The 19,536-nt window shown below is 72.8% G+C and carries 17 protein-coding genes; 3 read left to right on the top strand and 14 right to left on the bottom strand.

The annotated features are described in order from the left end of the window. Positions 1 to 38: 38 nt before the first annotated feature. The 6 genes from IEJ02_RS09040 to speB all read right to left on the bottom strand — a co-directional run bounded on the left by IEJ02_RS09040 (position 39) and on the right by speB (position 6,157). Positions 39 to 962: a polysaccharide pyruvyl transferase family protein gene (locus IEJ02_RS09040; protein WP_191064264.1), complete on the bottom strand. Its 924-nt coding sequence runs from the start codon at positions 960 to 962 to the stop codon at positions 39 to 41. 104 nt (positions 963 to 1,066) lie between these two features. After that, positions 1,067 to 2,515, bottom strand: coding sequence for a gamma-aminobutyraldehyde dehydrogenase (locus tag IEJ02_RS09035; protein ID WP_191064263.1), 1,449 nt, complete (start codon positions 2,513 to 2,515; stop codon positions 1,067 to 1,069). Continuing rightward, positions 2,512 to 2,973 (bottom strand): YybH family protein, encoded by a 462-nt coding sequence (locus IEJ02_RS09030; RefSeq protein ID WP_223863586.1) that lies wholly within the window; start codon positions 2,971 to 2,973, stop codon positions 2,512 to 2,514. The genes IEJ02_RS09035 and IEJ02_RS09030 overlap by 4 nt, the downstream gene beginning before the upstream one ends. Positions 2,974 to 3,008: 35 nt before the next feature. Next, positions 3,009 to 3,653 carry a cyclase family protein gene (locus IEJ02_RS09025; RefSeq protein ID WP_191064262.1) on the bottom strand — a complete coding sequence of 215 codons (645 nt, stop codon included), beginning with the start codon at positions 3,651 to 3,653 and terminating at the stop codon, positions 3,009 to 3,011. Positions 3,654 to 3,660: 7 nt separating this feature from the next. Beyond that, entirely contained in the window at positions 3,661 to 5,202 is a 1,542-nt protein-coding gene (locus tag IEJ02_RS09020) for a purine-cytosine permease family protein (RefSeq protein WP_191064261.1), read from the bottom strand. Continuing rightward, positions 5,195 to 6,157, bottom strand: a complete 963-nt coding sequence (gene speB, locus IEJ02_RS09015; protein ID WP_191064260.1) for an agmatinase — start codon at positions 6,155 to 6,157, stop codon at positions 5,195 to 5,197. The genes IEJ02_RS09020 and speB overlap by 8 nt, the downstream gene beginning before the upstream one ends. A 110-nt stretch (positions 6,158 to 6,267) precedes the next feature. Between speB and IEJ02_RS09010 the strand changes: the two genes are divergently transcribed. Continuing rightward, complete coding sequence (locus tag IEJ02_RS09010) at positions 6,268 to 7,728, top strand: PucR family transcriptional regulator (protein WP_317985763.1); 1,461 nt, start codon at positions 6,268 to 6,270, stop codon at positions 7,726 to 7,728. Positions 7,729 to 7,752: 24 nt separating this feature from the next. Here the strand turns inward: IEJ02_RS09010 and IEJ02_RS09005 are convergent, their stop codons facing one another. The 5 genes from IEJ02_RS09005 to IEJ02_RS08985 form a co-directional block, all read right to left on the bottom strand. Then, positions 7,753 to 8,559, bottom strand: coding sequence for a class I SAM-dependent methyltransferase (locus IEJ02_RS09005; protein ID WP_370467006.1), 807 nt, complete (start codon positions 8,557 to 8,559; stop codon positions 7,753 to 7,755). After that, entirely contained in the window at positions 8,556 to 10,160 is a 1,605-nt protein-coding gene (locus IEJ02_RS09000) for a PucR family transcriptional regulator (RefSeq protein WP_191064258.1), read from the bottom strand. Before IEJ02_RS09000 ends, IEJ02_RS09005 begins: the two co-directional genes overlap by 4 nt. A gap of 96 nt (positions 10,161 to 10,256) precedes the next feature. Beyond that, on the bottom strand, positions 10,257 to 11,651 hold the full coding sequence (locus IEJ02_RS08995) for an NAD(P)/FAD-dependent oxidoreductase (protein ID WP_191064257.1): 1,395 nt from the start codon (positions 11,649 to 11,651) through the stop codon (positions 10,257 to 10,259). Between the two features lie 72 nt (positions 11,652 to 11,723). After that, positions 11,724 to 12,389 (bottom strand): HAD-IA family hydrolase, encoded by a 666-nt coding sequence (locus tag IEJ02_RS08990; protein WP_137976426.1) that lies wholly within the window; start codon positions 12,387 to 12,389, stop codon positions 11,724 to 11,726. A 55-nt stretch (positions 12,390 to 12,444) separates the two neighbouring features. Further along, positions 12,445 to 13,824: an MFS transporter gene (locus IEJ02_RS08985; RefSeq protein ID WP_191064256.1), complete on the bottom strand. Its 1,380-nt coding sequence runs from the start codon at positions 13,822 to 13,824 to the stop codon at positions 12,445 to 12,447. 283 nt (positions 13,825 to 14,107) lie between these two features. On the opposite strand from IEJ02_RS08985, the gene IEJ02_RS08980 reads away from it, so the two are divergent. Beyond that, complete coding sequence (locus IEJ02_RS08980) at positions 14,108 to 15,079, top strand: D-2-hydroxyacid dehydrogenase (protein ID WP_275558688.1); 972 nt, start codon at positions 14,108 to 14,110, stop codon at positions 15,077 to 15,079. Positions 15,080 to 15,125: 46 nt separating this feature from the next. On the opposite strand, the gene IEJ02_RS08975 is transcribed toward IEJ02_RS08980, so the two are convergent. After that, on the bottom strand, positions 15,126 to 16,787 hold the full coding sequence (locus tag IEJ02_RS08975) for a CocE/NonD family hydrolase (protein WP_223863624.1): 1,662 nt from the start codon (positions 16,785 to 16,787) through the stop codon (positions 15,126 to 15,128). A 251-nt stretch (positions 16,788 to 17,038) separates the two neighbouring features. Here IEJ02_RS08975 and IEJ02_RS08970 point away from each other — a divergent pair, with 251 nt between their 5' ends. Beyond that, the gene (locus IEJ02_RS08970) at positions 17,039 to 17,761 is read left to right on the top strand and encodes a TetR/AcrR family transcriptional regulator C-terminal domain-containing protein (RefSeq protein WP_191064253.1); all 723 of its coding nucleotides are present in this window, start codon (positions 17,039 to 17,041) and stop codon (positions 17,759 to 17,761) included. A gap of 30 nt (positions 17,762 to 17,791) precedes the next feature. Here IEJ02_RS08970 and IEJ02_RS08965 read toward each other — a convergent pair whose 3' ends face one another. Then, complete coding sequence (locus tag IEJ02_RS08965; RefSeq protein WP_191064252.1) at positions 17,792 to 18,250, bottom strand: RrF2 family transcriptional regulator; 459 nt, start codon at positions 18,248 to 18,250, stop codon at positions 17,792 to 17,794. A 33-nt stretch (positions 18,251 to 18,283) separates the two neighbouring features. Continuing rightward, positions 18,284 to 19,495 carry an acyl-CoA dehydrogenase family protein gene (locus IEJ02_RS08960; protein WP_191064251.1) on the bottom strand — a complete coding sequence of 404 codons (1,212 nt, stop codon included), beginning with the start codon at positions 19,493 to 19,495 and terminating at the stop codon, positions 18,284 to 18,286. Positions 19,496 to 19,536 lie beyond the last annotated feature (41 nt).

Here is a 19,536-nt window from a genome sequence, read left to right as displayed (position 1 = left end):
CGGCCCCGCGCCGGTTGGACGAGGCGTCCGTGACCTCTTCAGTCTCCCGCCGACAGCGCCTTGAGCAACGCGTCCGTGGCGTCCGCGGCGGCGCCGTGCGCGGGCGTGCCCAGGAATTCGCGCCGCCGTTGCTCGGCCAGGGCGCGTCCCGAGGTCAGACACCATCGCCACCACCGTTCGAGTTCGTCGGGGTGGAGCTGTCCGACGCCGAGCGTGGCGGGCCAGTCGACGGCCCGTGCCTGGGCGCTCAGCTTCGCCCCGCCTTCGACGGGGTCCACCGCCAGCGCCGGAACACCTGCCCGCAGTGCCACGACCAGGCCGTGCAGCCGGTCGGTGACCACGACGTCGAGCCGCCGTACCACGGACTCGAACTGCTCCGGGGTGGCGCACAGGCGCCAGTCGTGGCTGTCCAGACGGGTGGTCAGCTCCAGCCGCGCACAGTCCTTGGAGGCGAGCCAGCGGGTCAGCTCCGCCGCCACCTCGTCATGGCGGCGGGCCTGCCCGTACTCGCCCTGCCCATGGGTGAGGATCACACCCACGACCGGTGTGGCGGTGACGGCGGGGGCACCCGCAGCGAGGTCGCGCACCGGCGGCGCATCACCGGGAGCGTCGCGCGGGAAGACGTGGTGGAAACCGCGGACCGCCGGGGAGGTGGCGTCGATCACGGAGGTGCCGACGGCGATGCGGACGCACGACCGGAACCGGGTGTGCAACTCCTCGATCTGGGGGCCGTGCAGCGGTCCGCACAGGAACACCAGATGGGAGTAGGAGTTCTCGGCCGCTTCGGGCAGATGCGGCGCGTCGGCCCGGTAGCCCGGGCTCCAGGCCACGTCGTACGGGATACCGGCGTGGTCCAGCACGGCGCGCACCCGGTGCAGGGCCAGCACATCGCCCGCGGTGGCCTCGCCGTGGAGGAAGCTGAACCAGCCGGTGAGCAGGACCTTCCGTGCGCTCCTCGTCATGCCCGCCCTTCTCTCCTCCGTGATCCGAGTGCGAACGGTCGCCTTCCATCATCACCGCGCCGGGTCGGCGGCGCGGTGATGACAGGCCGGAGGGGCGGCGGATCTCAGAGGGCGGTCATGACGTGCTTGACGCGGGTGTAGTCCTCGAAGCCGTACGCGGAGAGGTCCTTGCCGTAGCCGGACTTCTTGTAACCGCCGTGCGGCATCTCGGCGGCGAGGATCATATGGGTGTTGATCCAGACGCAGCCGAAGTCCAGGGCCTTGGACATCCGCATCGCCCGGGCGTGGTCCTTCGTCCACACCGAGGAGGCCAGCGCGTACTCCACGCCGTTGGCGTACGCCACGGCCTCGGCCTCGTCGCGGAAGGACTGCACGGTGATGACCGGGCCGAAGACCTCGTTCTGGATGATCTCGTCGTCCTGCCTGAGCCCGGAGACCACGGTGGGCGCGTAGAAGAAGCCCTTGTCGCCGACCCGGTGGCCGCCCGTCTCAACGGTGGCGTGGGCGGGCAGCCGGTCGATGAAGCCGGTGACCTGGGCCAGCTGGTTGGCGTTGTTCAACGGCCCGTAGAGCACGTCCGCGTCGTCGATGCCACCGCCGGTCCTGATCGCGGCGGCGGCCTTGGCGAGCGCGCCCACGAACGCGTCGTGGATCGACTCGTGGACGAGGACGCGCGTGGCCGCGGTGCAGTCCTGGCCGGCGTTGAAGTATCCGGCGAGGGAGATGCCCTCCACGGCCGCCGCGACATCGGCGTCCTCGAAGACCACCGCCGGGGCCTTGCCGCCCAGTTCCAGATGGACCCGCTTGATGTCCTTCGCCGCCGAGGCGGCGACCTGCATGCCCGCGCGCACCGAGCCGGTGATGGCCGCCATCGCCGGGGTGGGGTGCTCGACCATCAGCCGGCCGGTCTCGCGGTCGCCGCACACCACGTTGAAGATGCCGGCCGGAAGGTCCATCTCCTTGAGGATGTCGCCGATGATGCCCGCGAGCAGCACGGTGGAGGCGGGGGTGGTGTCCGAGGGCTTGAGGACGACGGTGTTGCCCGCGGCGAGGGCCGGGGCGAACTTCCAGACGCCCATCATCAGCGGGTAGTTCCACGGTGCGACCTGCGCGCACACCCCGATCGGCTCGCGCCGGACGATCGAGGTCAGACCCTCCATGTACTCGCCCGCCGACCGGCCCTCCAGCAGACGCGCGGCTCCGGCGAAGAACCGGATCTGGTCGACGATCGGGGCGATCTCCTCGGTGAGAGTGAGGGCGCGCGGCTTTCCGGTGTTGCGGCACTCGGCGTCCGCGATCTCCTCCGCCCGCGCCTCGACCGCGTCCGCGATCTTCAACAGCAGCCTCTGCCGGGTGGACGGGGTGGCGTCGCGCCAGGTGGGGAAGGCCGACGCGGCGGCGGCCATCGCGGCGTCGACATCGGCGGCGCCGGACCGGGGCGAGGTGGCGTACACCTCGCCGGTGACGGGGTCGGTGACCTCCAGGCGGCGGCCGTCGGCCGCGTCGGTGTACTCGCCGTCGATGTGGTTGCGCAGTACGAGAAGCTCGCTCATCGTTCCGTTTCCGTGATCGTGGGAGTGGCCGTGGCCGTCGTCGTGGGAGTGGCCGTGGCCGTGGCCGTCGTCGTGCCGGGCGCTGCCGAAAGGTGTTCGTGCACGGCCAGCCAGTGGCCGTGGGGCTGACGGCGGAAGACGATGGTCTCGCGCTCGTGGGTGGTCTCCGCACCGGCCGTGGTGCTCACCGTGGTCTCCACCCGGTGGGTGAACACCGCGGTGTCGCCGAGGAGTTGGACCAGCCGGTCGGTGGAGGCGCAGGACAGGACGCGGAAGTCGTCCTCCGCGACCCAGCGGTCCCACAGGGCCCGGTAGTCCGCGGTGGAGGTGAGGCGTTCGGGGGTGGTGTGGAAGACGAAAGTGGCGTCGGGCGCGAACGCCGCGAAGTAGTCGTCGAGGCGGCCTTCGCCGAACGCCGCCACCAGGGCGTCGGCGGCCCGCAGAACCTCGTCGTTCATGGGGTGGTGCTCCTTGCGTGCCTTGCGTGGGTGGTTCAGCCGACGCGGGCCACGGCACGTACCGGGGCGCCGTCGGCGGCGGGGAGCCGCAGCGGCAGCAGGGAGACCTCGATGGGCTCTCCCGCCGTCTGCGCGTCGAGCAGGGGGTCGAGACCGGTGAGGTTCTCGGCGATGACGGCGTGGGCGCCGCACAGGATCCGGTGGGCGGGGAGGTCGTCGGCGGGGGTGGCATCGACGCTCAGCGCGTCGATGCCGACGGTGCGGATCCCGGCGTCCACCAGGAGTTCGGCGGCCTCCGGGGTCAGATACGGATGGGCGAGGTAGTCGTCGTGGCCCCAGTGCCGCGACCAGCCGGTGGCCACGAGCACGATGTCCCCGGCCCGCGGTCGGTCCTCGAAGAGGGACGGTCCGAGCGGTGTCCGGGGCTCCGCGCCACGGGCGTCCACCACCACCGCCCGGCCCCAGAAGCGCTCCAGGGGCAGCCGGTCCAGGGTGGGCAGCGCGTCGTCGATGTGGAACGGGGCGTCGACATGGGTGCCGGACTGCGACCCCATGTCCAGGTGCAGCACGTTCACCCCGTCGGCGGCGACGCTCAGCGCCGGGGCGATGGCCACTTGCGGATCGCCGGGGTAGACCGGCATGCCCGTGGTTACGGGGACGGAGAGGTCGATGAGGCGCACGGTGGCCTCACGCCCCTTCCGCCACCGCGGGCACGGGCGCGCCGGTCTCCGTGGTGATCGGCGGTACGGACGCGTCCGAGGCGCGGACCAGCCGCGGCCCCTCGGGCCCGTACACCTCGCGCGGCTCGGGGAAGAGCCACAGCAGCGCCAGATAGAGGAGCGAGGCGGTGGCGAGGCCCACCGGCAGCGAGATGTCCGCGCCGTCGGCCAGGTCGCCGCACACCCCGACGAACTGGCCGGGGACGTTGACGAAGAGCAGGGCGAGCACCGCCGCGGTCAGCCAGGCGCCCATGCCACGCCAGTTCCAGCCGTGGTGGAACCAGTAGCGGCCGCCGCGCTGGCGCCGGTTGAACACCTGGAGCGAATCGGGGTCGTACCAGCCGCGCCGGGTCACATAGCCGAGCACCATGATGACCATCCAGGGGGCGGTACAGGTGATGATCAGCGTGGCGAAGGTGGAGATGGACTGGGACAGATTGGCGGCGAACCGGCCGAGGAAGATGAACCCGATCGAGAGCACCCCGACGAACAGCGTGGCCTGCACCCGGCTGAACCGGGTGAACACGCTGGAGAAGTCAAGACCGGTGCCGTAGAGCGAGGTGGTGCCGGTGGACATGCCGCCGATGAGGGCGAGCAGGCACACCGGCAGGAAGTACCAGCCGGGCGAGATGGCCAGCAGTCCGCCGACGTAGTTCGGCGCGCCCGCGTCCATGTACGGCGCGGCCTTCTCGGCGATGATCGAGGCGGTGGCCAGGCCGAAGAAGAACGGCAGGACGGTGGCGATCTGCGAGGCGAACGCCGCCGTGACGACCTTGCGGCGCGAGGTGTCGGCGGGGATGTAGCGGGCCCAGTCGCCGAGGAAGGCGCCGAAGGACACCGGGTTGGACAGCACGATCAGCGCCGAGCCGATGAACGCGGGCCAGAACCCGGCCGTGGACGCCGAGGGGAACGCCCCCTGGTAGCCGGGGTCGAAGTCCCCCGCGAAGGCGAAGAAACCGAGGACGAACAGCGTGGAGGCCGCCACCACGGCGATCTTGTTGACGAAGAGCATGAACCGGAAGCCGTACACGCACACCGTCAGCACCAGCAGCGCGAAGACGCCGTAGGCGAGGGCGAACACCGCGTCGTTCTGGGGCACGCCCATCAGCCGGTGGGCGCCGCCGACCAGCGCGTCGCCGGAGGACCACACCGAGATGGAGAAGAACGCGATGGCGGTGAGCAGCGACAGGAACGAGCCGACGATCCGCCCGTGCACCCCCAGGTGTGCCGAGGACGAGACCGCGTTGTTGGTGCCGTTGCACGGGCCGAACACCGCGAGCGGGGCGAGGATCAGGGAGCCGCCCACCACGCCGAGCACGGTGGCCGCCAGGCCCTGCCAGAAGGAGAGCCCGAAGAGGATCGGAAAGGCGCCGAGCACACAGGTGGCGAAGGTGTTGGCGCCGCCGAACGCGACGCGGAACAGGTCGAAGGGGGTCGCGGTGCGGTCCGCGTCGGGGATGCGCTCGACCCCGTAGGCCTCGACCTCGGTCAGTGCCGGGGAATCACTCATCCGTCTGCTCCCGCTTGCCTTGGAGTGCGAGCAGGCTGATCAGGTCGTAGGCGACGTGGGAGGCGGCGACCGAGGTGATCTCGGCGTGGTCGTAGGCGGGCGCCACCTCCACCACATCGGCGCCGATCAGACGGCATCCGGCCAGGCCGCGCAGGATCTCCAGGAGCTCGCGCGAGGTCAGGCCGCCCGCCTCGGGGGTGCCGGTGCCGGGGGCGTGGGCCGGGTCGAGGCAGTCGATGTCGATGGAGATGTACAGCGGCCGGTCGCCGATGCGCTGGCGCAGCTGGTCGGCCACCTCGTCGGCGCCGCGCCGGTAGACATCGGCCGAGGTGACGATGCCGAAGCCCAGCTTCTCGTCCTCGGTGAGGTCCTGCTTGCCGTACAGCGGGCCGCGGGTGCCGACGTGCGAGAGGGCGGAGGTGTCGACGATGCCCTCCTCCACGGCCCGGCGGAACGGGGTGCCGTGGGTGTGCTCGGCGCCGAAGTAGGTGTCCCAGGTGTCGAGGTGGGCGTCGAAGTGGAGCACCGCGACCGGGCCGTGGCGCCGCGCGGCGGCGCGCAGCAGCGGAAGCGCGATGGTGTGGTCGCCGCCGATGGTGACCAGGCGGGTTCCTTCGGCCTGGAGGCTGCCCGCGGCGTCCTGGATGGTCTCGATGGCCTCGCCGATGTCGAAGGGGTTGACGGCGATGTCACCGGCGTCCGCCACCTGCTGGGTGGCGAACGGGGACACGTCCAGGCCGGGGTGGTAGGGGCGCAGCAGCCGGCTGGCCTCGCGGACCGCGGCGGGCCCGAAGCGGGCGCCGGGGCGGTAGGAGACACCGCCGTCGAACGGGACGCCCACCACCGCCACGTCGGCTCCCGCGACCTCGTCGAGGCGGGGCAGCCTGGCGAAGGTGGCCGGGCCGGCGAAGCGCGGGACCCGGGAGGAGTCGACGGGTCCTCGGGGTTCGGTCATGGTGTTGCAGTCCCTTCGTGACGTGCGCCGGTGGGGTCCGGTCGAGCGAGTGTGCCCAGCGGGGGAACCGCGCGACAATCGTTGCTGAGACAAAGAGTTAGGCTCAATTTGTGGTGAACAACAAAGAGCAGGGCGTGACGGTCGACGATCTGCTGTCGTATCCGGCCCTGCAGCTGCGGTTGATCGCGGGTGGCGCCGGGCTGCACCGCTCGGTGTCCTGGGCGCATGTGAGCGAGCTGGACGACCCCACGCCCTGGCTGCTCGGCTCCGAGATGATCATGACGACGGGGATAGCGATGCCCCGCTCGGCGGCCGGGCAGCGCGCCTATCTGGAGCGGCTGGACGACGCCGGGGTGGCCGCCCTGGCCGTCTCCGCGCAGCTGCGGATGCCCCCGCTGCGCCGCGCGTTCTTCGCCGCCGCCGAGGAGCGGGGGATGCCGGTCCTGGAGATCCCGCTGGCGGTGCCGTTCATGGCGGTGGCGCAGGAGGTGGCCGCCGCCGTCCAGGAGGACGCCCGCCACCGGCTGGGCGCCCAGCTGCAGGTGTTCGGCGCGCTGCGCTGGCTGACCTCGGAGAACCTGGACACCGCGACGCTGTTCGGCCGGCTGGAGAAGCTGTCCGGCTACGACATCTATCTGTGCACCCCGCAGGGGCGGCCGCTGCTGCCGGGTGTGCCCGCGCCCGACGCGTCGGTGATCCCCGGCTCGGCGGACGCCCCGCCGACCATCCCCGGTGGCTTCGCCCTCCCGGTCCCCTCCCCCGGTGGCCCGGCGGGCTTCCTCATCGCCTTCGAACGCGAGGGCGCCCGCCCGGCGGGACTCGCCGTGGTGCAGCACATCGCCACGGTGGCCGCCCTCCAGCTCGCCATGGTCCGCACCGAGCGGGAGACGCTGCGCCGCGAGGGCGCGGAGATCCTCGCCGAACTGCTCCAGGGCGCCCTCGAACCCGCGGTGGCGCGCCGCCATCTGCTGCGCCACTCCATCGAGGGCGAGACCGTGCTGGCGGTGGTGAGGGGCGTCACCGAGGACGCCGTGCTGCGGGCGCTGGAGGACCAGCCGTGTCTGCTGCTCAAGCGCGGCGAGGACCGCTATCTGCTCGGTGCGCCCGGCCTGGCTGAGGCGGTCGAGTCCCTGCCGGGTGTGGCGGCCGGGATGAGCCGCCCGTTCAGCCCCGGCTCCCCGCTGCGGATCGCCCAGCGCGAGGCGCTGTGGGCGGCCTCCCACGCCGTCGCGTCCGGCCGCGCCCTCGTGCGGTACGGCGACGATGTCACCGGCCGCTGGCTGCCCGACGACCCGGCCGCGCTCACCGATCTGGTCGAGCATGTGCTGGGCGAGGCGCTGCGCTACGACAGCGGCCACGGCTCACGGCTGCTGACGTCGGTGCGCACCTGGATGGAGCGCGACCGCCGCACGGACGAGGCGGCCGCGGCGCTCCATGTGCACCCCAATACGCTCGCCTACCGGCTGCGCCGCTTCCATGAGCTGACCGGCCGCGATCTGTCCACCACCGGCGCGTTCGCCGAGGTCTGGCTGGCGATCCGGGCGGCGAGCCGGCTCGGTCTGCTCGACTGAGTGTGGCTCCTGGGGGTTCGGCGCTCAGTGCGGGCGCCGGCCCCAGCAGGTGATGAGCGGGGCCGTGGTGACGTCCATGCCCTCGCCGCGCAGCTGGTCCAGGTGGCGCTCGATCTCCTCCTCGGTGGCCAGGCCCCCCGCCACCAGTCGCCCGCGCAGCTGACGCACGGTGGCCGCCTCGAGCTCCCGGCAGGCCGGGGAGGTCAGCGGGAAGCAGCCCTCGGCGCGTACGTCGTGCAGCCCGGCGCCGCGCAGCAGGGCGGGCAGGGTGCGGCCGAAGGCGAGGTCCACACCGCGCTCGGCGAGCAGTGCGCGGAATCCGCGGCGGATCCGGTTGGCCAGTTCCTCGGCCGGGCCGCGCTCATCGGGGCAGGCCAGCGGCTGGAGCGCCGGGTCGGCGTCCTCCACCACCAGCCATCCGCCCGGCCGCACCGCCCCGGCCATCCGCCGCAGCGCCTCGGCCCGGTCGGGCAGGTGCACCAGCACCAGCCGGGCGTGGACGAGGTCGAAGCCACCGCCCGGCGGCTCGTCGCTCGCCACGTCATGGCGCCGTACCTCGATCGGTCCGGCGGCCGGGCCGGACAGCCCGGTGAGCCAGGAGGTGTCGATGTCGGTCACCAGCACCTGCCCGCCGGGCCCGACCCGCTCGGCGAGGGCGGTGGGCACCGAGGGCCCGCCCGCTCCCACCTCCCAGCAGCGCCACCCGGTGGCCAGGCCGAGCTGGTCGAGGTGGTCCAGGGTCCAGGGGTCGAAGAGCTCGGCCAGCGCGTCGAAGCGCCGGCCGGCCTCGCGCTGCCGGTTGTCCAGCAGATAGCCGCTCTCGGATGTCATGCGCCCCATCCTCCCGCGCCGGACGCCGTCAGCGTGTCCAGGGCGGTGACGGCGACATGGAGCTGGGTGCGCTGCACACCGGACTCCAGATCGCGGCCGAGGAGCCGTTCGATGGTGTGCAGCCGCTGGTAGAACGCCTGGCGGGACAGGCCGATCTGTTTGGCGGCGATGGACTTGTTGCCCGCGGCGAGGTAGTGGCGCAGCGTGGTCAGCAGATCGCCCCCGTGCCGCTCGTCGTACTCGATCAGCCTGCCCAGCTGGTGCTCGACGTACCTTTGCACACGGATGTCGTCGCGCAGCGCGTACAACAGCTCGGGCAGTCCGACGTCGGAGGGCACGTGGAACGGCCGGTGCGGGGTGATGGGGCCGATGGCGTCCACGACCTCCTCGGCCTCCCGGAACGCCCGTGCCACCTGGTCGATCTCGGTCACTCCCGGCCCGACCGCCACCACCGCCGGCGCGCCCAGGGTCTCCTCGGTGAGCCGGCTGACCCGCTCCACCACCGGCTGCCAGGCGCTGGCCCGGGCCAGGGCGAGCAGCACCCCGGTCCGGTCCGGGGAGAGCCGCCCGACCAGGGCCCGGGTGCCGGAGTCCCGCAGGGCGTCGGCGAGCCGGTCGTCCAGGCCCGTCTCGTCGGCGGTGGCGCCGTGGTGGCCGATGGCGAGAGCGATGAGGCGGTGGCCGACGACCGGTATGCCGAGGGCCTCGATGCGGATGCGTGCCTCGGTGCGGCCGCGGTAGCTCCAGCGCAGCAGCTCCAGCAGGGCGCAGGTGTGGGCCTGGCGGTCCCACCGGGTGTGGCCGGTCAGCCGGGCGAGGGTGAGGGCGGTGGCGGCACGTTTCAGGATCATGGTGTGTTCCGGGTCGGCCGCGGGGGCGGCCGCGTTCGGCACCGCCACCAGCCGCCCCCAGCGCCGGCCGTTGTGCTCGACGGGGGCCACCAGCCAGCCCTCCGGTCCGCTGGCCTGCGCGGTGTCGGGGGTCGGCGTGGCGCGGGAGCGGCGCTGCCACGCCTCCAGGACCTGGCCGGCCGTGCCGCCCGCCGTACCGGAGAACACCGCGTGGTGCAGCAGGTTCTCCAGGACCACCGGGCGGCCCATCAGATCGGCGGCGGCGCGCACCAGCTCCTGCGGCTCGGCGTTGCGCAGCGTCAGCCCGGTGAAGATCTCATGCACCTGCTGGGAGCGGCGCAGCAGTTCGCCCTGTGCGTCGAGGATCAGCGCGTGGACGGTCTGGGTCACCTCGATGAAGCGGATGCCCCGGGACAGGACGATCAGGGGGAGGTCCCGGGCGCGGCAGGCGGCCACCAGGTCCGGTGGCACCTGCTGGTAGCGGCGGCCGAGCTCCACCACGAGCCCCGCGGCGCCGATGTCGGCCAGCTGGTCCACATAGCCGCGCAACCGGCTGGGGTCGTTGGGCTGGGGCATTCCCGTGGTCAGCACGAGCTCACCGCCTTCGAGGAACGAGGCGGGGTCGAGCAGCTCGGTGACGTGCACCCAGCGGACCGCACGGCCCAGCTGCTCCTCACCGGCCATCACACGGGGAAGTCCCGCGACGATGACGGGAAGACGCAGGACGTCGGCGACCGTGAGCAACGGCATCTGGACGGACTCCCTCCGGATACCGCTCATCATCGCAGAGCCGGGCCGCCGCGCCCAGGGCCGTCGAACCGGGCCCGGACGCGGCGGCACCCGGCCTCACGGGCGGCGTGCGATGAGGTCGGCGATGGTGGCGATGGGTGAGGTACGGACACGTCCGCCCGCCTCGTGGCGGTCGGCGAGGCGATAGGCGGCGTACAGGCCGCGCACCCCCAGCCAGCGGAACGGCTCGGGCTCCCAGGTGCCCGGGGCGTGGCCGGTCCACGGCAGCCGGGTGAGCCGGGTGTCGCGGGCCAGGACCAGATCGGTGAGGGTACGGGCGGCCAGATTGGTGGAGGTGACTCCGTGGCCGACGTACCCACCGGCCCAGCCGAGCCCGGTGGCCCGGTCCAGGCCGACCGTGGCGGACCAGTCGCGGGGCACGGCCAGCACCCCGCACCAGGCGTGGTCCACCCGGGCCCCGGCCGTCTGCGGCAGCATCCGCTCCAGGGTCCGGGTGAGCTGGCCGATCGTCCGTTCGCCGACCCGCCCCTCATGGTCGGTGCGCGAGCCGAAGCGGTAGGGCACCCCGCGCCCGCCGATCGCGATCCGGTCGTCCGCGGTGCGCTGGGCGTACATATGGCCGTGGGCGGTGTCCCCGAGGGTCTCCCGGCCCTCCCAGCCGATCTCCCGCCAGATCCGGGCGGGCAGCGGCTCGGTGACGATCATGGAGCTGTTCATGGGCAGCCAGGTGCGCCGCAGCCCCTTGAGGGACGCGGTGAACCCCTCGGTGGCACGGAGGACGACGGGGGCCCGTACGGTGCCGTGCGCGGTGCTCGCGCGGCCCGGTTCGATCGCGGTGACCGGGGACTTCTCATGGACGGTGACACCGAGCCGCTCGACGGTGTCGGCGAGGCCGCGGACCAGGGCGGCCGGCTGCAACCGGGCGCAGTGCGGAGTGAAGGCGGCGGCGGTGACCCCGTCGATGCGGATGCGCGCCGCGGATTCTGCGGGGGTGAGCAGCACCGAGTCGGCCACTCCCCACTCATGGTCCTGTTCGACCTTGTGGCGCAGCCGGGTGGCCTGGGCGGGGGTGCGGGCGACGCGCAGGGTGCCGCCCTTGACGATGCCGGCGTCGATGCCCTCGCGGGCGGCCACGCCGATCACCTCGTCCACCGCCTCGTTCATGGCCCGCTGCCAGTCCAGGACCGCGGGTTTGCCGTAGGCCCTGGCCATCCGGTCGCGGGCACCGGGGATCAGCCCGGAGGCCCAGCCGCCGTTACGGCCCGAGGCGCCGAATCCGGCGAACTCGGCCTCCAGGACGGTGATCCGGAGACCGGGGTCGGCGTGTTTGAGGTAGTACGCGGTCCACAGCCCGGTCAGTCCGGCGCCGACGACGCACACATCCGCGTCACGGTCGCCGGGCAACGCCGGGCGGGGGGTGGGGAGTTCGGCGAACCAGTGGGCGACGCGGCCGTTGACCGGTGCCGGACGGCCGGCCGTGGTGGCGGTCATGGATTCCCTTCGCGGCGAAGAGCGGTGGGGTGGCGGTGGGGGCGGTGGCGGCGGAAGTGGCCGGGGCGAGGGTCAGACGCCGAGCAGTGGCGGCAGCTCGGACAGGTCCTTGATCTCCTCGTACGGCTGGAAGGCGTCCGAGCCGGGGAAGCCGTAGCGGTTCACCCAGATCCGCCGCATGCCCGGGTACCGCTTGGTCGGCATGATGTCGTACTCCCAGCCCTGGGCGGCGTGGATGATGTCCTCGGGGCCACGGCCGGTGGCCGTCATGAGGTACTCGAACGCCTGCGGCAGCGGCTTGTAGGCACCGGCCTGCTCGGCGGTGAGCACATGGTCGAAGTCCACGCCGAGCGCCTCGACGGCGTAGGTGATCAGGTCGTCCTCGCTGTTGGAGAGGATCGCGATGTCGTACTCGCCCTTGAGGCGGCGCAGCGCGTCGGGGACCTCGCGGAAGGGGGTGAACTTCTTGATGGCCTCGATCAGCGCCTCGCCGTCCTCGTCCCGGTACTCCAGGCCGTGCAGCGTCATGACATTGCGCAGGGTGCGGCGGACGACTTCCCGGTAGGGCAGGTACTCGTCCAGGACGCCCTGGAAGCGCATCACATACGCGTCGTGGTGGAACCGATCGGGGTCGACTCCGATCTCGGCGAGCCGGTCCTTGACGATCTCGTGGGTGGCGGTGCGGGTGTCGAAGTTGATGAGCGTGCGGTAGCAGTCGAAGGAGACCAGCTTGCGCATGGGCGAATTCCTCTCCGCTGAAGGGTATTGGGCGGTCTGACAGGTGGCGGGGACGTCAGGCCCGGCTGCTGGCTTCGGCCAGGCCGAGGTTCTTGGTCTCGGGGGCGAGGACGACGGACACCACCAGGCCGATGAGGGTGATGGCCACCCCGATGGCGAGGGTGCCGCGGACCCCGAGGTCGGCGGTGGCCATCGGGAGCAGGAAGGTGCTGGAGGCGGAGCCCACCCGGCTCATGGCGGTGGCGACGCCGACGCCGGTGGCCCGCAGATCGGTGGGGAACAGCTCGCTGGGATAGACGAACTGCAGTCCGCTGCCCGCGGCCTCGAAGAACTGGAAGGCGGCGAAGAGGGCCACCACCAGGGCCGCGTAGTGCAGTGGCAGCACGGTGAGCGCGATCAGGGAGACGTTGACGCACAGGAAGCTGCCGATGAGCAGCGGACGCCTGCCGACGCGGTTGACCACGACCAGCCCCAGGCCCGTTCCGGCGACCGCGATGGTGGTGATCAGCGCACTGGCGCCGAAGGTGCCGGTCACCCCGAAGGACTCCAGCATCTGCGGCTGGAAGGACCGCACCGCGAAGGCCGGCGCCACCTGACAGATCCAGAACAGCGAGCAGAACAGCGCGGGGATCCCGTAGCCACGCCGGAACATCTCGGCGAGGTTGCCGAGGCCGGAGCCGCCACGCCGGTCCTGGCGGACCTCGGCCAGCAGTTCCTCGGCGCTGACCTCCTGGCCGAGGTGGCGGCGTACGACCTCCCTGGCCTCCTCCACCCGTCCCCGCGACGCCAGCCAGCGCGGCGACTCGGGCACGCCCGCCCGCAGGAGGAGGAAGAGCGCGGCGGGGACCGCGCCGGAGGCGAGCATCCACCGCCAGGCGTCGTCGCCGGTGCCCAGCAGCAGCCAGCCGGCCCAGAAGCTGACCCCGTACCCCACCCACCAGGCCAGGACCAGCCCGGACAGGGCGGGGCCACGCATCCGGCGGGGCACCAGCTCGGTGGTGAGGGCCGAGGCGATCGGGTAGTCGGCGCCGATCGCGATGCCGATGAACAGCCGCAGCACCGCCAGTTGCCACGCCTCGGTGACGAAGAACTGCAGCGCGGAGCCGATCACGAACGCGACCAGGTTGAGCACATACATCAGATGGCGGCCCACCCGGTCGGTAATCGGGCCGAACACCACACCGCCGAGGAAGACTCCGACGAGGACGGACGCCGCGACGAGCCCGGTCCACATCGTGTCCAGGTCCAGGGCCGGAGTGATCAGGCTGAGCGCCACCCCCATGATGCCGAGCAGATAGCCGTCGCAGAACGGGCCGCCCATGGCGACGGCGACCATCTTGCGGTGGAAGGCGGTGACGGGGGCGTTGTCCAGGGTGGCCACGGAGCCCTGGAGGGGCTCTCGGGAGGGATCGCGGGAGGTTCTGGGAAGGGACATGCTTGCATCTCCTGGGGACGAGGAGGGGCGCTGCGGCGCGGGCCGATGCCGGGGCGGCGGCGGGCATCGTGGATCAAGCATTCGTTGGCGTTCCGGCTGGCCATCACCCTGGTTCAGCCGTCGGCCACCGTCAACGTCCACCGTGTTCCGTCCCTCGTCATCGGGTGGACACTCTGTCCGTTGTCCACCGGCGTGGTCCCGGCCACGCTTGAGGCGTCCGCCCGTACCCGTCACGCCCGTGGGAGCCCCGTCATGACCGATGCCGCCGCCGTGGGAGCCGGACGTGGCTGACCGGCTGGTCGTCCTGTACCGGGACCATCTGCCGCCCAACCGGGCACGGATCGAGTCCCTCGCCGAGACGGTGTACGCCACCGAGGAGGAGCTGCCGCTGTTCCTCCCCGGCGCGGACGCCCTGCTCGCGTGGTGGCCGCTGACCTCCGCGGTGGCCGGCGCCTGGCCCGACGATCCGGCGAAGGCCCCGCGCTGGGTGCATGTGGCCGCGGCGGGGGTGGAGCCGTTCCTCTTCCCCGCGCTGACCGGCAACCCCGAGGTGGTGCTCACCAACGCGCGGGGCGTCTACGACCGGCCCATCGCCGAGTACGTCCTGGGGCTGATCCTCTCCCTCGCCAAGGACTTCCCCGGCACCTGGGAGCATCAGCGCCGCCGGGAGTGGCGCCCCAAGGACAGCGAGCGCATCGGCGACCGCACGGTCCTGGTCTGGGGCACCGGCTCCATCGGGCGGGCCGTCGCCCGGCTGCTGCGCGCGGTCGGCATGCGGGTCAGCGGCGCCGGCCGCACACCGCGGGCCGCCGACCCGGACTTCGGCGTGGTGCACGGCCCGGCGGGCCTGCGCGAGGCGCTGGGCGCGGCGGACTATGTGGTTCTGGCCGCCCCGCTCACCCCCGCCACCCGTGGCATGGTCGACGCACCCGTGCTCGCGGCGATGAAGCGGGGCGCGCGGCTAGTCAACGTCGGGCGTGGCCCGCTGGTCGAGGAGCGGGCCCTCGTGGACGCCCTGGCCCAGGGCAGGCTGGCCGGGGCGGCGCTGGATGTCTTCACCCACGAGCCGCTGCCGGTGGAATCGCCCCTGTGGGAGATGCCGGGTGTCATCGTCTCCCCGCACACCGCGGGCGAGGTCACGGACTGGCGCGCCGACCTGGGCGAACTCTTCCTCGACAATCTGCTCCGGCGGCGCGAGGGCCGTCCCCTGCGCAATGTGGTCGACAAGGCCCTCGGCTATGTGGTGGACGGATGAGACGGCCGCTGACGCCCCCCGCGCGCCAGCGACCGTTTCACCGTTCTCACCGTTCGGCGCGGACCTGAGGCAGTTCCAGCGCCGAGCCCCCGTGCACGGTGACGCGCACGGGCGTGAGGGTGGTCGCGTCGAGCGTCGGCTCGCCGCTTCCGGTGTTACGGGCGAAGCGGGGGTGGGCGCCGCCGCTGATCTGCAGACGGACCCGGTGGCCGGGGGCGAAGCGGTGGGCGGTGGAGCTCATCGGCACGGTGACCTCCAGAGGGTGTTCCGGTGTGGTGGGCAGCCGCACCAGCCCGTCGCACACATTGACCGAGCGGCCCTTTTCGTCGACGTCGCAGAGCCGGGCGAAGACATCGGCGTACCCGGTGTCCGTGGAGATCCGCAGCCGTGCGGCCACCGGTCCGAGGACGTCCATCGGCTCGCTCATCGGCTCGCTGGTGAACGTCAGCACATCGGGGCGCCCCTCGAGGTCGGCGTTGTCACGGCTCCCGGCGGTACGCGAGAGCAGTGGCCCGCCGATGGACGGGGTGGGGTCGGCCGGGTCGTAGCGGAAGGCGGCGAGCGGAACGGATGACGCCTCGGGCCGCTGCCGGATGAGCCGCCCGTCCCCCGCGGGGAACCACTGGCCGACGGCCGGGGACGGCGGCCAGTCGGCGAGGTCCCGCCAGTGCCCCCGGCCGCCGATCTGCCCCTGGCCGCCGGTGGGCACCCGGCCGCCGGTGTGCACCGGACCGCCGATGTGCACCCGCACCCGGGCCGGGCGCAGCCCCGAGGGGTCGTCGCACAGATGCGCGCGCAGCCAGGCGAGACTTTCGGCGAAGACCTCCGGCCAGCCCGCCTGGAGCGCGGAGGTGTGGGTCCAGGGGCCGACGAGGAGGGAGGTGTCGCAGCCCGCCCGGCGCAGCCGGCCGTACTGCTCGAAGGTCTGGTCCACCAGCGCGTCGTGCCACCCGCTGATCAGGCAGGTGGGGACGCGCGAGGTGGCCGCGGCGGCGCCCGTGGACGCGCCCTCCCAGAACGGGTCGTCGGCGTCCGGGTGTGACATCACCTCGTCCAGCCAGGGCACTTCTCCCCCGAGTCCGCGGACGTACGACCCGCGCAGCGGCAGCGCCCGGGTCATCTCCGCGAGATGCCGCCGGAGGCGCAGCGTGGCCCGGAGGAAGGGGCCGAACCCCCGGTGCTGGGAGGCCATACCGGAGCCGACGAGCAGCGCGTTCTCCAGTTGCAGGGCGCCGTTGCGGTGGAACAGGGCATGTGGGTCGTGCAGGCCGACCTGCACCACCATTGCCCGCAGCTCCGGCGGCGGGTCCAGGGCGAGCGCCCACTGCACATAGCCGAGATAGCTCGGCCCGAGAGTGCCCAGCGCGCCGTTGAACCAGGGCTGGTCGCGCAGCCAGTCCACGGTGGCGCGGCCGTCGGCCACCTCGTTGCGCCACAGGTGGAACTCGCCGCCCGAGCCACCGGTGCCGCGGCAGCTCTGGAGGACGACGTGGAAGCCCTGCTCGGCGAAGAGCACACCGTACATGGGTGACCAGGGCACTCCCCGGCCGTAGGGCGAGCGCACCAGCAGGGTGGGGAAGTCGCCGACCGCGCGGGGGAAGTAGTGGTCCGTGATCAGGAGGCTGCCGTCGGCGGCCGGCACCTCGAGGTCCGGCTCCCATCCCGCCTCGTACCGCTTGGCCGGAAGACCGCGCCAGGTCGCCCTCATCATCCGTGCGGACAGCCGCGGCTTGCCCGAGGGCGCGACCCAGGTGGTTCCGGGCCCGCCGTCCGTGGCCCCGGACACTCCGTCGCGCGTGTGTGACGTCATTCGGCGTTCCCCTCCGTAATCCCGTACCACGTACGAGAATAGTAGATGCTTGGATGGATTCCGCAAGTCGCCATGGCGGGGCGAGTCGCCATGGGGGGCAGTCGCCATGGCGGAGCAAGTCGCCATGGCGGGGAAGGAGCGATCAGGTCGTGGTGCGCGGTGACGGGTCCGGCGCCGGAGGCGTCGACCCCCAGCAGCTGTGGCTGAACTCCGACCGTCCCCGCAAGGGGCGCAAACCCGCCTTCAGCAGGGCGGCGATCACCGCCGCGGCGGTCGCCCTCGCGGACGCGGAGGGCATCGACGCGGTCACCATGCGGCGGGTGGCCTCGCAGGTCGGCGCCGGGGTCATGTCGCTGTACAGCTACGCCCCCGACAAGGAGACGCTGCTCCAGCTGATGGTCGACCACGTGAGCGGCGAGCTGTCACCGCCGGACCCGCTGACCGGCGACTGGCGTGCTGATCTGAAGGCCATCGCCCATGCCCAGCGGGCGCTGATGCTCCGCCACCCCTGGCTGCCCACCGCGCTGTTCAACCGCCGCTGGTCCCTCGGGCCCAACACCCTGGCCTTCCTGGAACACGCGCTCGCCGCCCTGCGGCCCACCGCGCTGGACGGCGGCGCGAAGCTGGAGGTGTTCAGCCTGATCACGGCTTTCACCGCCAGGCTCGTCGCCGATGAGATCGCCCAGGCCGCGCTGTCCGCCTCACCCGAGCGGGCCGCCGCCGAAGCCCGCTACCTCGCCGCGGTGGCCGCCGACGGACACCATCCGGAGCTCGCCGAGGCCCTCTCCGCCCCGCCACGCCCGCTCACCCCCGACGCCACGTTCGCCCGGCTGCTCGACCGCATAGTCGACGGCCTGGACGCCGGCTCGTAAGGCGACCCGGGGGCCCAGAGGCGTCTTGCCCTAGGGATTGGTCCACGCCTCCGGGTCCTCGGCGAGGCCCAGGACGTCGCCGGGCAGCTTGGCCGCGGCCACCTCCGCGAGGGTCACCTCGCCGAGGATCTTGCGCACGTTGGCCCGTACCGCGATCCACAGCGGCAGCAGCGACTCCGCGGGTCCGCAGTACGACAGCTCGGGCGGGCGCACTCCGCGCACCGACACCAGGGGGCCGTCGACCACCCGGATCACCTCGGCGATGCTGATGGTGTCCGCCGGGCGGGCCAGCCGGTAGCCGCCCTTGCCACCGCGCTGGCTGGCCACCAGGCCGCCCCGGCGCAGATCGCCCAGGATCCCCTCGAGGAACTTGTGCGGGATGCCCTGCGCACCGGCGATCGCCTCGGCCTTGACGGAGATGTCCTCCCCCGCCGCGGCCAGTTCCAATGCCGCCCGCACCGCATAGTCCGCCTTCGCCGAGATCCGCATGCGCTGATTATCCGCCCCTGACCCGCCGCGCCGTCAGAAGGGCAGGGTGAACGGGGGGTGCTCGCCATTGAGGAAGTAGTCCCCGACCTCGTGGAGCCGGTGGGCGACGGGGTCGTAGAGGGTGTGGGTGCGCGCGTTGCGCCAGAAGCGGTCGAATCCGTAGGCGGAGGAGGCGGAGCGGGCGCCGACCACGTCCAGGGCGCGGGCGGTGGCGTCGTGGGCGGCCCGGGAAGCGGCGGCCTCGGCCGCGGCGGCGAGCACGGTGATCTCGGCGCATTCGTCGTCGGTCAGGTCCTCGCCGCGCGCCAGCCCGCCGTCCAGGGCCTCCAGCGCCTGATCGGCGAGGGCGGCGGCGGAGAAGGTGGCGACGGTCAGCTCCCCGTAGGTGGTCAGCGCGTACGGATCGCGCGGGGAGGTGTGCGGCCAGGGCGCGTGCACCGCCCTGGTGTACTCGCGGGCCTCGGCGAGCACCCCCTGCGCGATCCCGAGACATATCTGCGCCGAGACCAGTCGGCCGGTCGGCGCGGCCAGGCCGCTGAACGGCGAGAGGGTGTCCTCGTCCCAGGAGAGCGGGCCGAGCACCGCGTCGTCCTCGACCGGCACCGCGTCGAACTCCACGCTTCCGCCGGCCGCCAGCCGCTGCCCGAAGGTGTCCCCGTCGTCGCCGCCGCACACCACACCGGGGTGGGCGGTGTCGACGAGCACGGCCAGCGGTTCACCGGTGTCGGCGTGGGTGGCGCGGACGGCCAGCCGGTCGGCCACCAGCACGCCGGTGGCGTACCCCTGGCGTCCGTTCACCAGCCGGCCGCCCCTCCCGGCGGTGAGCGTCAGCCGTGGCTCGCGGGGGGACAGCCCGCCGCCCCAGCACCACTGCCCGGCCGCCGACTCGCGCTCCACCCGGGCGGCGAGATCGGCCCCGCCGAAGAAGCGGGCGCTGAAGGACAGCAGGTAGTGACAGCCGAGCACCTGGCCGATCGCGCCGTCGGCCGCGGCGATCTTCCGCACGACGGCGCAGGCCGTGGACCAGCCCGCTCCCCCGCCGCCGTGCTCGACGGGGATCAGCAGCGCCAGCAGCCCCGCCTCGCGGAGCCGCGCGATCTCGTCGTACGGCGTCTTGCCGGCCTGGTCGCGGACGACCGCGTCCGTGGCGAGGTCGTCCGCCGCCTCGCCGGCGATCTGCAGCCACCAGGCGCGGTCGGGTGCTTCGGCCGCCGCATCCACCACCGTCACGCCCGCTCCCCTCATCCGGCCGGACTCCATCTTTCCCTATTTTTCCAGTAGGGAAA

The sequence above is a fragment of the Streptomyces sp. 5-10 genome (assembly GCF_014712245.1).
GTDB lineage: Bacteria > Actinomycetota > Actinomycetes > Streptomycetales > Streptomycetaceae > Streptomyces > Streptomyces violaceusniger.
Note: the sequence above shows the minus strand (reverse complement) of the source record. Positions and strands in the feature narration are given on the sequence as shown.

Excerpts from the sequence above, each read along its gene's own strand:
- IEJ02_RS09040 (WP_191064264.1), bottom strand. The coding sequence starts at position 962 with ATGACGAGGAGCGCACGGAAGGTCCTGCTCACCGGCTGGTTCAGCTTC.
- IEJ02_RS09035 (WP_191064263.1), bottom strand. The coding sequence starts at position 2,515 with ATGAGCGAGCTTCTCGTACTGCGCAACCACATCGACGGCGAGTACACC.
- IEJ02_RS09030 (WP_223863586.1), bottom strand. The coding sequence starts at position 2,973 with ATGAACGACGAGGTTCTGCGGGCCGCCGACGCCCTGGTGGCGGCGTTC.
- IEJ02_RS09020 (WP_191064261.1), bottom strand. The coding sequence starts at position 5,202 with ATGAGTGATTCCCCGGCACTGACCGAGGTCGAGGCCTACGGGGTCGAG.
- speB (WP_191064260.1), bottom strand. The coding sequence starts at position 6,157 with ATGACCGAACCCCGAGGACCCGTCGACTCCTCCCGGGTCCCGCGCTTC.
- IEJ02_RS09005 (WP_370467006.1), bottom strand. The coding sequence starts at position 8,559 with ATGACATCCGAGAGCGGCTATCTGCTGGACAACCGGCAGCGCGAGGCC.
- IEJ02_RS09000 (WP_191064258.1), bottom strand. The coding sequence starts at position 10,160 with ATGCCGTTGCTCACGGTCGCCGACGTCCTGCGTCTTCCCGTCATCGTC.
- IEJ02_RS08995 (WP_191064257.1), bottom strand. The coding sequence starts at position 11,651 with ATGACCGCCACCACGGCCGGCCGTCCGGCACCGGTCAACGGCCGCGTC.
- IEJ02_RS08990 (WP_137976426.1), bottom strand. The coding sequence starts at position 12,389 with ATGCGCAAGCTGGTCTCCTTCGACTGCTACCGCACGCTCATCAACTTC.
- IEJ02_RS08985 (WP_191064256.1), bottom strand. The coding sequence starts at position 13,824 with ATGTCCCTTCCCAGAACCTCCCGCGATCCCTCCCGAGAGCCCCTCCAG.
- IEJ02_RS08975 (WP_223863624.1), bottom strand. The coding sequence starts at position 16,787 with ATGAGGGCGACCTGGCGCGGTCTTCCGGCCAAGCGGTACGAGGCGGGA.
- IEJ02_RS08965 (WP_191064252.1), bottom strand. The coding sequence starts at position 18,250 with ATGCGGATCTCGGCGAAGGCGGACTATGCGGTGCGGGCGGCATTGGAA.
- IEJ02_RS08960 (WP_191064251.1), bottom strand. The coding sequence starts at position 19,495 with ATGAGGGGAGCGGGCGTGACGGTGGTGGATGCGGCGGCCGAAGCACCC.